The following is a 12679-nucleotide window of genomic DNA, read 5'->3' as shown; positions in this document are numbered from 1 at the left end:
AATTATAATGCTTGTAGGTAAAGCAAAGTCTTCTACGATAATGTATAATGAACTAAAAAAACATTTTTATATATACAAGGTAGTACAAGAAGAACCTATTCCTATGAAAAAAATTATGATAAAACGAATGAAAAGATTAGGTTTTTTCTCTGTCTTTGGTCAAATCTTATTTGGTCTGATGGTTTTACCTGTACTTAGGAGATTATCTAAAAAACAGTATAACAAGGTAATAGAAGATTTGCGTATAGATTTGACACCTATAGACGAAAAATGTATTTTCAAAGTAGACTCTATAAATTCTAAAGCATGTTTAGAATTTTTAAAAAAAGAAAACCCCGATATTGTAATTGTAAACGGTTGTAGAATTATCTCAAATAAAATTTTGAGTAATTTAAAATCTATATTTATCAATACGCATGAGGGAATTACACCTTTATACAGAGGAATACATGGAGCTTATTGGGCTTTGGTTAACCAAGATAACGAACATTGTGGGGTAACAGTTCATCTTGTAGATAAAGGTGTTGATACAGGAGGAATTATTTATCAAGGGTTAATTTATCCTGATGATAAAGATAATTTTACAACTTATCCGCTATATCAAACAAAAAAAGGGGCTGAACTTTTAATTCATACTATTGAAGATGTTTTTAGTGGTGATTTGAAATATTTTCAGCCTAAAGGTGAAAGTAAAATTTGGTATCATCCTACTATATGGGAATATTTTTATTATAGAATCTATCGAGGGGTAAAATAAATTTTATGAAAAAGAAAAAAATATATTTTATCTTACCTGGTCTGACATTTGGGGGAGCTGAAAGAATCATTTATACTCTTCTAAGAAATCTTAATAGTGATTTTTTTGACTTTACATTAATACTTTTTAAAAATATAGATTTTCCTACAGAGGGGTTAGATAATGTAAATATTATAGAGCTTAATATAGAAAGAATAAGATTTTCTATATTTAAAATTTTACCTATAATACTTAAAGATAAACCGGATTTGATTTTTTCTGGCTGGGGAGAAATTTCAGCATTTCTATCTCCATTTATTCCATTATTAAAAAAAACTAAATTTATTTCTAGAGAAACCAATGTCGTTTCAAAGCATGTTACTCGGAAAGAGATAAAATTCTTTTATAAGTTTTATAACAATTACCACAAAATCATTGCACAAAGTGACGATATGAGGGTAGACTTAATAAAAAATTTTAGGATAAAAGAAACTAAAATATCTAAGATCAATAATCCTGTTGATTTTGATTTTATCGAAAGTAAATTATCTAATTCTGTCTATCCGAAATCTTTTTCCTCTGATAAAAAAAATGTCGTAGCGATAGGTAATTTGTCGTCAAGGAAAGGGTTTGACAATTTACTAAAAGTTTTTTCTTATCTTAAAAATAAAGATGTTGTCTTACATATATTGGGTGATGGACGAGATAAAGAGCTTTTGCATCAGATGAAAAAAGATTGGGCGCTGGATAATGTAATTTTTCATGGGAAACAATCCAACCCTTATGAATTTTTGAAATATGCAGATTTATTTGTACTTTCTTCTCGCTACGAAGGTTTTCCTAATGTGCTTTTAGAGGCAGGAGCTTGCGGTGTTTATGCGTTGGCAAACAATTGTCCCGGGGGGATTAACGAGATTGTGCAGCAAGGGATAAACGGCGAAGTGACAAATATTGAAGCTCACGAACAATTTGCAGCGAAAATTATGGAACTATTATCCCAAAAATATGATAAAGTGGTAATAAAAAATTCTATCCGTTCTCGTTTTTCAAAAGATATTATCTTAAAAAAATACGAAGATTTATTGGAACAAGTTTAATTTTATTGGTAAGATTAAGTTAATATGTTTATTAGAATTTAATTTATAAAATTAATTGATAAACGAGGGAGGAACTTCATAATACTGGAGGCTCTTTTTTATTCGTTTGTAGTTGGATAGGTGAAAGTTTAATTATAAAAAACAAATTAAATATTTGGTTTTTATAAAAAAAAGAATTAACTTTGCGCTCTTGAATTTTTGTTAAAAAAAAATAATAGTATGAAAAAAAGTTTAATCTTAGTGATAACAATTTTAGGTTCTACCGCTATTTTTGCTCAGTCTACATTTTTTGTTGGTAATGGAGCAGTTGTGACTACAACAGAAGGTTCGCTTGTTTATACAGAAAATAGAAACTCTGGAAAAGCGTTTAAATCCCTTGGGAAGGTAGATAATTATGGAAATTTTAAAGTTGTTGGTCCTTTTGATAATAGCTTAAATACTACTAACGAATCCAAAAACTTTATATTATATTACAATCCTGCTACTAATAAAGGAGGAGAGAGATATGGGCAACTTTGGATAGAAGAGGAAACACAAGCCAATGTGGTAGGAAAGATAACCAAAAAATTTAAAGTAGATAGGGAGGGTGCTTTCCAAGATATCGCATTGCCTTTTGAACGTAAATTAATAAATGAGCTAACTACAGAATTTGGGAGAACTGTTCCGTTCGATAATCAAAGATGGAAAAAAAATAATATTACGGTAACTAATAATACTCTTGTCAGAGCTGATAATGTGGATGTAACTAAAACAACCAACGATGTTGGAACTGGGTATAGATATGCTTATTATTCTTTGGCTAATCAAAATGGTAATGTGACTTTTACCAATGAGCATGAAATCTCAGGAGTGCCATTTTCTAAGAGTGATGTTACAGTTAATTTGAGTGGGGCAGGAGCTGGTATAAACTTTGGTGATAGGGGGTCTAATAGAAATATTTATAAGGAGAAGTATTCCACCTATGTTAGAGACCACTTTGCAGCAACAGATGGAAATGTTTGGAGTGGTGATTACGGTAAAAACCTTTATCAAATATCTAACCCTTTCTTTGTGAATTTGGACTTGAGTATGATTCCTCAAACTTTACGAGATAAAATAAGAGGGATAAGAATTTCTTTAAATGACTTTACTTACGATACTAAGGGGGTTCACTATGGAGGATATAAGTATATTACTTTTACAGGTACTGGTGCTCCGGTGGGAGATGAAGCTATTATAATTAAGCCTATGCAGTCTTTTCTTATCAAAATGAAAGATGGGCAGACAGGAACTCTTGATTTGAGTACATTAAGAGTGTTTTCTTATACCCCGCAGAATAATCAATATTCTGCTGCAAGCGGTCCATCTTCTTCGGGCAGAAGAGCGAGAGTGTCTGAAACTAGATTTAAACAGCTTTCTACCCCATCGGAAGTTGTTAAGCAGTTGGCTGTTATTGCATTAGATGAGCAAAAGAAAGAAATAGGTAGAGCATATTATGCAGTTTATGAAAATGCGATAACAGGTATGCCTAACGGAGATGTAGCTACTGCACAAGCTCAAGCTTCTACCCAAAATGCAATTGGATTTTATGAAGAAAAAAGAAAAGGTGGATGGGATAAAAATGCATATGAAAAATACGGATGGCTTTATATTAATGAAGCTAACGAGAAAGATTTTAAAGGAAAAAGAGTTCTATTAGGGGTAAAAGACGATGTAAAATACTTTAAGTTTGAAATCAAATACAATTCTCAATTTTTAGAGGATGGTGCTGGCCAGCTTCCTAACGGAGAAAGCTTCTATATTAGAGAAACGAAAGGTTCGGATAGTGATTTAGTAAAAATAAATAATGGTGCAGAATTACCAGTGGGGGAGAAATTTTTTAATGTCTACTACGGTCAACCGAACATTGGAACATTGGCTACAGAAGAGTTTGCTAAAAATGACCAATGTAAAGTAGTTTATGATAAAGGTCTTGAATCTTATCGCTTAATATTTAGTAAAAATTGGAATAAAGCAAATGTTCAGATTTATGATTTGAGTGGTAAAATAGTGAAAGAGGCTAAGAATGTAGCAACTTCTTCTGATTTTATATTTAGTATCCCTGTTTTGAATAATGTTTATGTTGTTACGGCTGTTTCAGAAAATGGAGAAAAATTCTCTCAAAAAATCATTAAATAATCAATAAATTTTAAGCAAAATGAAAAAAAACATAAAACAACAATTGTTAAGTAAAAGCTTAGTTTTAGTTATATTATTATTGCTAGGCTCGTTTGTAAGGTTAAATGCCCAGGGTAATGCTTTCCACGAATTTTCTATTGATAATCATTCTGGCATTAGAATGGCGGAAAACGAGAATAAAGACGGAGGAGATGATGAAGATACCACTCCAGGTGATATTATTCCAGGAACGCTACCTGAATCGGGAGAAGGAGTAGGTATCCACGAAGGTATCCCTAGTGGCGATATCGATATGTACACATTCTATTTGCTGGTATTTGCAGGATTATTAGTGGTAGGTGTTAATGCTAAATATTATAGAAGAAAAGAAATATAATAAACTAAGCCTCCCTCCTTATAAGGGAGGCTTTTTTAATTAAAAATAATTTATGAAAAAAATAATTTCATCAGTTGCATTGCTTTTAATGGTATCTATGTCTTATGCACAATTTAAAATTACAGTCAAGGCATCCGATTCTTTTTCCTCGAAGCCAGTATATTTATATAGTCTTAGCGGTTCAAAGGATTATTTAGAATCCCAAACGAAAAAATCCGGAAACCAGTGGGTGATCAAAGTTCCAAATGAATATATGGGAATGATGAGATTATTCTTTCCCGGAACCGGAAGAAAAATAAACCTGATTACAGAAAATAAAGATGTTACTATAAATTTGGATACAAAAGGTCAGGATATTACCAAAATAAATTTTTTAGACGACTCTAATCAAGATATGCAAAGATTATTGAAAGTACAAGAGCACAAGCAAAAAATACTTCCAATATTACTTCAGATAAAACCATTGTATAGTGATGGCAGTACTTTTGATAAAGCATTAGAGTCTGAAATTTCTAATCTAGAGAATAAAGATCTTGGAAAGCTTGATTCACAGAAGCATCCTTTTATTAGTTTCTATCTGGAAAATAATAAATATGCAAGCTCTCAACCTGATGATAAGCTCAATAAACAAGATTATATTGATTTTTTTATGAACTCTGGAGAGATGCTCGAAACTTCTTCTTTATTAAAACCTGCACTTATCAATTTTTTGAGGATGTTTTCTCGTCCTGAAATGACAAAAGAAGTAGATGCACTACTTGAAAAAGTAAATATAGAGTCTCCAAGAGGACAGACTATTTTATCGGAGCTGTTAGATATATTTGATACATATAGTCTTAATCCTGAAAAGGATAAGTATTACCAATTAGCATCTCATTTATCTTGCACTATTAATAGAGATTTGTCAGAAAGTTTGGCTGGGATTAAAAATACCGAGATAGGAGGGCAGTTTCCAGAATGTAATTTTACAGATAATGTAAAACATACCAAAGCAAAAAAATTGAGTGATATAAAATCTAAACAAAAATTAGTAATGTTTTATTCTTCTACATGTCCTCACTGTGTTGCAGAGTTTCCTAAAATGATTGAATCTTACGATCGATTAAAGAAAAACGGAATAGAGCTGATAGGGCTATCTATAGATTCGGATCTTAGAACCTTTAATTCAGAAGCAGATAAGCTTCCTTGGATTACGGATACAGAGCTTGGAGGCTGGGATAGCAGCTATGTGAAGAAGTATAATATTCACGGTACGCCTACATTCTTTTTGTTAGATGCTGATAATAAAATTATTGCAAAGCCAAGAAATTTTGAAGACTATATAGGGACTGCAAAATTGAACTAAAATTTTTGTAGGTTACAAAAAAATAGTATATTTGCACCAATAAAACGGCGAGGTAGCTCAGGTGGTTAGAGCGCAGGATTCATAACCCTGAGGTCACGGGTTCAATTCCCGTCTTCGCTACAAAATCACCCTTAATAATGGGTGATTTTTGTTTTTTATAAAACATGAATCGACAAATAATGAAATGTGTAAGTATTATTATTCCTATATATAATGGGGAAAAATTCGTAGAAAGATGCTTGAAGAGCATCTATATTCAAAATTATCCTAATATAGAACTGATTTTAGTAAATGATGCTTCTACAGATCGCTCTTATGCGGTTGTCCAAGATTTTATCGAGAAAAATCAAAAATCAAATATTAAAACCAGACATATTCTTAGCCGTGAAAATCAAGGCCTAAGTGTAACGAGAAATATAGGAATAGATAATGCAAATGGAGAGTATTTGTTTTTTATTGATATTGATGATGATTTGGCTGATAGTAATGTAATCAGTGATTTTGTTAATAATATAGAAGAACATAATTCTGATGTGTGTATTGGAGGGATTTCCTTATTTGAGGGAGGTAAACTTGTAGAAGATCCTTACTATAGTATAAGCCATTTAGAGCCTATATTAGAGCATAATATATTAGAAAAATACATATCTTTATCATGGGCAGCAGTAGCATGGAACCGTCTTATTAGAAGGGAAATTGTGGTGAGAAATAATCTGAAATTTTATCCCAAACTTATACATGAAGATGAACTTTGGAGTTTTCATTTGTACTTGTTGTGTGAAAAGGTATCTTTTTTAAATAGGAATACATATAATTATTATACAGCTGATAATTCTAATTCTATAACAGTAATCTCAAATTCGAAGATAAATAAGAAAATAAATGCTTTGTTAATAATCTTAGACGAGCAATTGAAAATATTAAAAAATGCGGGTATAGATTATACCAAAGAACCTTATAGTGGATATGTGAAGTTTTCTGTAAAAAGAATGTTTTTTCAGTTATCCAAAGAGAATATGAAACTAAAAAAAATATTTCATAGGATAAGACTGCGTAATAAAATTTCTAAAATTTTAAGGGGGTATAATATTATGTACTTTTTTCTTTTGATAAATTTGTTATTATACTAAATAGGAATGCCAATTGAATAAAACTAAACAGGAGAGGTTAATCTCAAAAAATTGTATATTTGCAGAATAAATATTAGTAGATGCCAAATCCTCTATTTTATGCTAAGATATTGCTATTCGGTGAATATGGAATTATTGAAAATTCCCAAGGACTTACTTTACCATATAGCTTCTACAAGGGGACTCTCAAGTTTTCTGATTTAACTTCTGATTTTGAGAAAAAATCCAATCAAGCCCTAATAAAGTACGCTCAATACCTTGAAGGTCTGGATTTACCTAAAGGTTTTGAGATTGACATACCACGCTTAAACAAAGATATCTCAAAGGGATTGTTCTTTGATTCTAATATTCCGCAAGGCTATGGCGTAGGTAGTTCCGGAGCTCTGGTAGCGGCTATTTTTGAACGATATGCCGTTAAGAAACACAACCCCGAAAATATTAGCAAAGAGGAACTTAAAAATCTGAAGTCTGTATTTGGAATGTTAGAAAATTTTTTCCACGGTAAAAGCTCCGGTATAGACCCGCTTATATGCTATATGAACCTTCCCATTCTTATAGAAAACAAAGAAAATGTAGATAGGGTAGCAATTCCGGAAGAGGTATACGGTAAAGGAGCGATATTCCTTATAGACTCCGAGATGACAGGAGAAACGGGACCTATGGTGCAAATTTTCTTTGAAAAACTAAAAAATGACGGATTCAGAAAAACACTGAAAGAAGAATTTATCCGTTACAACAATGCTTGTATAGATGCTTTTTTGAGAAAAGATATGAATCCTTTTTTCAGAAACTTAAAAAAACTATCGCTTTGGGCTTATGAACATTTCAGACCGATGATTCCCGAAAAGATTTTCAACATTTGGAAAAAAGGATTGGAAACCAATGCCTACTACTTGAAACTCTGTGGCAGTGGCGGGGGCGGATATATTCTCGGCTTTGCAAAAGATTACGAGAAGGCTGAAAAAATGCTTGAAGGTTTTCATAAAGAGGTGATTTATCGTTTCTAAACTTTGTTTCCCACTCAGCAAAATATAAATAAAAAAGTACACGCTTCCGGCTGGCTGTACAGAACCTCTCAGTTTATAAGTTTACTTTCGGGAGCAAGATTTTTTGTGTTGATTTTTTTCGGATTTACGCTTTATGTTTCCACACTGTTTCTGTTTATGCAGGAAGAGAGTCTCCGCAATGTAGTCTTTGATTACAAGGTACACGGCATCATTCTATGCTCTATGTTGTCCATTGCGGCAGGAGGCATCATCAATCACTTTTACGACAAGGAAAAAGATCGACTGGAAAAGCCTCTGCGGTTTTTCTTGCAAAGTTTCCTTAAACAAAAATATTTTCTTTACAGCTATATATTGCTCAATGTCTTGTCCTTAGGAATTGCTATAGCACTTTCTTTTAGGATTTTTATGTTTTTTCTCGTTTACCAATTTTTGATTTGGCTGTACAGCCATAAACTTAGCAAAATTTTGATTATCAATAATCTTTCTCATGTGTCTCTATCTCTGTATCCATTCTCGGGGATGATGGTCTATTTCAGGCATTTTTCTTTGAAACTAGCAGCGATGGCAATGTTTTTATTTTTAATTCTCCTCATTATAGATATTCTAAAAGATATTGTGAGTTTTAGGATTGATAAGGTATTGGGTTATCCCACTTTGCCTACTGTATTTGGAGTATCTGCTACGAGAAAAATGTTATTTGTATTGGTGGGGTTAAATATTATTTCTGCATTTACTGTGGTTGTTCTACAAGTGCATTTTTCATTTTTAAGTGCCTATTTTACATTGTCTGTGCTAATGATGTCGGTACTATTTTATCCGCTGTTTTGTGTAAAATTTTTTAAAATGTATTGGCTGATGAATCTTTTGAGGGTATGGGTGTTTATAGGTGTGGTATTTATGTTGCTTAACGGCATTTATGAGCATTATTTATTATAAAAGAAACAACTTTTTCGGTGGCATTTGCTTGAGAATTTATAAAGTTTTTCGCATTAGTCCCCATAGAATCCCTAAGTGCTTTATCTTCGATTAGTTTTAAGACAAATTGTGTGGCATCATTTTCTTTGGCAAAAGCCTTTCCTCCATTATTTTTGATAAGGGTGTCGGCTTCTGGATTTTTCTTATAGTGGTTCCCAAAAACTACAGGAATTCCAAATGTAGCAGCTTCTAAAATATTATGCAACCCCAAAGAATGAAATCCCCCACCCACGACGGCAATGTCTGCATAGGCATAGAGCTTTGACAAAATCCCAATGCAGTCTATAATCAAAACATTGCTACTTGCTAATTCTTTTTCGTCGTTAACACCGCTGTACAATAAAGCATTAGGAAATATGGTTTTAAGTATTGGTATGCGTTTCAAATCGTGAGGGGCAATGATGATTTTAGCCTCAGAACAAGAAGCTGCCATCTCCGCAACAGCCTCTTCACTATTCCATGAACTCCCGAAAACAACAAGCTTTTTTTCTTCCTTGAAAGCGGTGATATAAGGCACTTCATTATTCCTATTTCTAATGGTTTTTACGCGGTCAAAGCGAGTGTCTCCACTGATGTGAGATTGTGCTATCCCGATAGATTTTGCAAGGGTGCAAGACTCTTCGGTCTGATGAAAAAAACAACAAACATTTTTCTTTAGCTGTCGCACAAACCATTTACCGTAAGGCTTAAAAAAAACTTGTTTCTTGTAAAACAATGCTGATATCACGAAAATAGGAACCCTTTGTGCTCTAAGCTTTTCAAATAAATGATACCAATAGTCATACTTTACCGTCAAAAAAAGCTCAGGGCTAAAATACGACAGAAAGGCATCAAGGCTTTTATCATCATCAAAAGGCAAGTAACAAACGGCATTTGCAATATGTTCCTTTTTGGCAATATTCTCATATCCCGAAGGCGAAAAGAAAGTTACCAAGATTTTATGTGCCGGATATTGTTCTTTTAGTTTTTCCAGAACGGGAAGCCCTTGTTCGTATTCTCCGAGACTTGCGGCGTGCATCCATATCACTTTATCCTTTGGGCTGAATGCTTTTTGCAAAATACTTTCGGATTGCTGCCGCCCTTCCCAGCCTTTCTTTATTTTGGCATTAAAGAAACGCCCGATTTTCATTCCTAAAATCAGTAAGCGTACGACTATGTTGTAGATAAATCCCACGAATGCTTTAATTCTAATCCTTTGAAACCAATGTTTTTATAAATCTCAATTTGTGGGTATGCTTGTTTTGATCTTTATTAAAAATCCCTATAGAGTCTAGTGTATCTATCCTTACTTTGCCGTGGGCATGGATGATATTATTGTTCTCGAGCATTATTCCCACATGGATAATCTTCCCTTCTTCATTTTCAAAAAAAGCAAGGTCGCCCGGCAGGGCTTCTTCTATAAAGTCTAAAACCTCTCCCATTTCCGCCTGTTGAAAGGCATCACGTGGGATTTTTATGCCTACTGTTTTATAAACTATTTGGGTGAATCCGCTGCAGTCTATTCCGAAAAAACTTCTGCCACCCCATAGGTATGGTGTATTGATGAATCCTATGGCTGCTTTTGTAATTTCGTCTCGTGGGTTTTCTATCACTTTTTCTTCTTCATTAGACTCTACTTCCGAACCGATAGAAATCAGTTGGTTGTCATAGCAGGAATAGAGGAGGTTTACCACGCATGTTTTTCTTCTGAGAAGTGACTCTTCTGTGATAGGGCTAATTTGTTTAGTATCTACCCAGCCCTCGTAGCCGTCAAAATCTAATTTTATTTTTGTCCAATTTTTATTGGTTTCGATGATGCTCATACTCTCTCCGAAAAGGATCTGAGAAACCATTTCCGCCTTATCGGAATTTTCGGCACGCATAGGGACTATTGATACATTAGCTATTGCTTTTTTCATAGGATTATTTTTTTCTAAGAAGGTTTAGCCCGTCACGCAAAGGCAGGATTAGGTTTTCAAAATCGTTGTCTTTTGCGATAAGGTCGTTTAGCTCTTTGATGATTTTGGTCGATTTATTTTTAGGATTTTCTTCTAAGACATTACCGTACCATAGTACATTATCTATCATCAATACTCCACCGGATTTTAGTTTTGGTTTTATCAGATGATAATATTTAAGATAATTATCCTTGTCGGCATCTATGAAAACCAGGTCGAACAGCTCGTTTGAAGTCTCGAGGTAATCTATTGCATTTTCTATTCGGAATTCAATCTGATGGCGGAAAATACTCTCTGTAAAATACTTTTGGGGGATATATGCCAGATCCTCGTTGATATCCAATGTTGTGATTTTGCCATCTTCCGGAAGTCCCTCTGCCAAAGACAGCGTAGCATATCCTGTAAAAGTTCCTATCTCCAAAACTCTTTTAGGTGAGAGCAACTGGCTGATGATAGATAACAGTCTTCCCTGCTGGAAGCCCGAAATCATATGGGGCTGTGTGGTCTTTTGGTAAGTTTCCCTCCTCAGTTTTTTTAGGATTTCAGGCTCTTGCGAAGCGTGGTTTTCTAAATATCTATCCATCTCCGGACTTAGTTCTTCAAAAAAACTCATAGTTTAGTTTTTTACAAAAATATGAAAAATAATAAGAGAACGAACTATATTCTGCCTTTAATTTATACCTAAATCAGACTGCTTAAAAAACCTATATATCCTTAATGCGTGATCCCCCCCCCTTATTATACTTACTACATAAAACACCCCCTACACTTGGCAGGGGGTGTTTGTGTAATATCCCCAAAAAAACTAATTGCTATGATGATTTTTTACAGTATATATAATGACCATAAACTATATAATCTCTGCTACCAGATAATGTATCACCTTTTATATATTTAATCTCCGAATTATCATCAAAAGCAGGAAGTCTACAATAATATCTTTTATCAGTAGGATCATAACGGAGTGGGTATCCACAAATACCATATCCCCAAGAAGTATAATTATTACTATCAGGTACTACCTCACCTGTATCATAGCGGTAACCATATAACATTGGAGGGAATTTGTAAGAAGATCCTATTTCTCTGGCGACACTACGTCTGACTGACGGCTTAAAACCTGCAGGGCATGGCGAATAGGAATCATAAAACCAATTGCCACTAACAGAATTCCTATGGTTAATAGCATAATCATCCGTAACCCATTGATATTGAGTTGATGTCCCACCAACTACTCGATTCGGGATGAATTTATTAGTCTTAGCAAGGTCATAGCTATCTGCCAAGCTTCCCGCTCCTTCGTATTTAGGGACCCCTTTGGTTTCAGAATACCATTTTATCAGCTCATGCCCATCAGCCCGACGCCCGTATTGAAAAAGCGAACCACGAGCACGCCAGTCATACTCAATATCGGCTGTTGTGGGATCTTGGGTTAAATTCCCGTTTCGGTCGTAAGCTCCCGCCTCGTGGTTGGGGTTAAAATAGGTAGGGTTGTCTACATCTGTATAAGCGGCACCTAAAACATTGTTCAGCCATATTGAGCCATCAGGGAGGGTTATGGGCACATACACAAAATTATGCTCTTTTTCGGTTGAAGCATGATCACTATTATAACCCGCACAAGTAGTGGTAGGTATCCCTGCACAGCGGTCTGGGATGCCCGAGATGGCTCTCAGCTGCACGCTGGCATTGTCTACAAGATCAAATTGCGCTAATAGGTTACCCTGATAATCATTCCCCACACCGCTATTGAGGTCTAATTTTTTAACTTTTAGATCTCCGCCTACGGATTTCACCGTTGCTACAATGAATTTGGTTGAAGTAGTATAAGCTTGCTCGGGCCATGAGAGATTAACCACACGGCTTACACCATCTTCGGTATGCTCTGCCGGCACTACATAATTGTCGGCATAGGCAGG

At 34.2% G+C, this 12679-nt stretch carries 11 protein-coding genes, 1 tRNA gene and 1 pseudogene; 9 read left to right on the top strand and 4 right to left on the bottom strand.

What is annotated here, in order from left to right; genetic code table 11:
• The first annotated feature begins 7 nt into the window (after positions 1–7).
• The 9 genes from BLS89_RS03880 (at position 8) to BLS89_RS03840 (ending at position 8784) form a co-directional block, all read left to right on the top strand.
• Entirely contained in the window at positions 8–757 is a 750-nt protein-coding gene (locus BLS89_RS03880) for a formyl transferase (RefSeq protein WP_176763235.1), read from the top strand.
• Positions 758–762: 5 nt separating this feature from the next.
• Complete coding sequence (locus BLS89_RS03875) at positions 763–1833, top strand: glycosyltransferase (RefSeq protein ID WP_092736194.1); 1071 nt, start codon at positions 763–765, stop codon at positions 1831–1833.
• A 219-nt stretch (positions 1834–2052) separates the two neighbouring features.
• A complete protein-coding gene (locus tag BLS89_RS03870; RefSeq protein ID WP_092736193.1) occupies positions 2053–3990 on the top strand; it encodes a T9SS type A sorting domain-containing protein in 1938 nt (645 codons plus the stop codon).
• Between the two features lie 19 nt (positions 3991–4009).
• Positions 4010–4366 (top strand): hypothetical protein, encoded by a 357-nt coding sequence (locus BLS89_RS03865; protein WP_092736192.1) that lies wholly within the window; start codon positions 4010–4012, stop codon positions 4364–4366.
• A gap of 52 nt (positions 4367–4418) precedes the next feature.
• On the top strand, positions 4419–5711 hold the full coding sequence (locus tag BLS89_RS03860) for a peroxiredoxin family protein (protein WP_092736191.1): 1293 nt from the start codon (positions 4419–4421) through the stop codon (positions 5709–5711).
• A gap of 46 nt (positions 5712–5757) precedes the next feature.
• Positions 5758–5831, top strand: a tRNA-Met gene (locus tag BLS89_RS03855).
• 59 nt (positions 5832–5890) lie between these two features.
• On the top strand, positions 5891–6841 hold the full coding sequence (locus tag BLS89_RS03850; RefSeq protein WP_176763234.1) for a glycosyltransferase: 951 nt from the start codon (positions 5891–5893) through the stop codon (positions 6839–6841).
• A gap of 80 nt (positions 6842–6921) precedes the next feature.
• Positions 6922–7848, top strand: coding sequence for a mevalonate kinase family protein (locus BLS89_RS03845; protein ID WP_092736189.1), 927 nt, complete (start codon positions 6922–6924; stop codon positions 7846–7848).
• A 3-nt stretch (positions 7849–7851) separates the two neighbouring features.
• Positions 7852–8784 carry a UbiA family prenyltransferase gene (locus tag BLS89_RS03840; RefSeq protein WP_092736188.1) on the top strand — a complete coding sequence of 311 codons (933 nt, stop codon included), beginning with the start codon at positions 7852–7854 and terminating at the stop codon, positions 8782–8784.
• On the opposite strand, the gene BLS89_RS03835 is transcribed toward BLS89_RS03840, so the two are convergent.
• The 4 genes and pseudogenes from BLS89_RS03835 to BLS89_RS10585 form a co-directional block, all read right to left on the bottom strand.
• Positions 8753–9997, bottom strand: a complete 1245-nt coding sequence (locus BLS89_RS03835; protein WP_092736187.1) for a 3-deoxy-D-manno-octulosonic acid transferase — start codon at positions 9995–9997, stop codon at positions 8753–8755. The two genes, BLS89_RS03840 and BLS89_RS03835, sit on opposite strands and share 32 nt — an antisense overlap.
• Before the next feature lie 13 nt (positions 9998–10010).
• Positions 10011–10721, bottom strand: coding sequence for a C40 family peptidase (locus BLS89_RS03830; protein ID WP_092736186.1), 711 nt, complete (start codon positions 10719–10721; stop codon positions 10011–10013).
• Between the two features lie 4 nt (positions 10722–10725).
• Complete coding sequence (locus BLS89_RS03825; protein WP_092736185.1) at positions 10726–11373, bottom strand: O-methyltransferase; 648 nt, start codon at positions 11371–11373, stop codon at positions 10726–10728.
• A gap of 199 nt (positions 11374–11572) precedes the next feature.
• Positions 11573–12679 (bottom strand): annotated as a pseudogene (locus BLS89_RS10585) (hypothetical protein); the annotation flags it as partial.

This window comes from Riemerella columbipharyngis (genome assembly GCF_900101995.1).
GTDB classification, from domain to species: Bacteria; Bacteroidota; Bacteroidia; order Flavobacteriales; family Weeksellaceae; genus Riemerella; species Riemerella columbipharyngis.
The sequence above is the reverse complement of the archived record's forward strand: the minus strand, read 5'-3'. Positions and strand labels throughout refer to the sequence as shown.

Excerpts from the sequence above, each read along its gene's own strand:
- BLS89_RS03880 (WP_176763235.1), top strand. The coding sequence starts at position 8 with ATGCTTGTAGGTAAAGCAAAGTCTTCTACGATAATGTATAATGAACTA.
- BLS89_RS03875 (WP_092736194.1), top strand. The coding sequence starts at position 763 with ATGAAAAAGAAAAAAATATATTTTATCTTACCTGGTCTGACATTTGGG.
- BLS89_RS03870 (WP_092736193.1), top strand. The coding sequence starts at position 2,053 with ATGAAAAAAAGTTTAATCTTAGTGATAACAATTTTAGGTTCTACCGCT.
- BLS89_RS03865 (WP_092736192.1), top strand. The coding sequence starts at position 4,010 with ATGAAAAAAAACATAAAACAACAATTGTTAAGTAAAAGCTTAGTTTTA.
- BLS89_RS03860 (WP_092736191.1), top strand. The coding sequence starts at position 4,419 with ATGAAAAAAATAATTTCATCAGTTGCATTGCTTTTAATGGTATCTATG.
- BLS89_RS03850 (WP_176763234.1), top strand. The coding sequence starts at position 5,891 with ATGAAATGTGTAAGTATTATTATTCCTATATATAATGGGGAAAAATTC.
- BLS89_RS03845 (WP_092736189.1), top strand. The coding sequence starts at position 6,922 with ATGCCAAATCCTCTATTTTATGCTAAGATATTGCTATTCGGTGAATAT.
- BLS89_RS03830 (WP_092736186.1), bottom strand. The coding sequence starts at position 10,721 with ATGAAAAAAGCAATAGCTAATGTATCAATAGTCCCTATGCGTGCCGAA.
- BLS89_RS03825 (WP_092736185.1), bottom strand. The coding sequence starts at position 11,373 with ATGAGTTTTTTTGAAGAACTAAGTCCGGAGATGGATAGATATTTAGAA.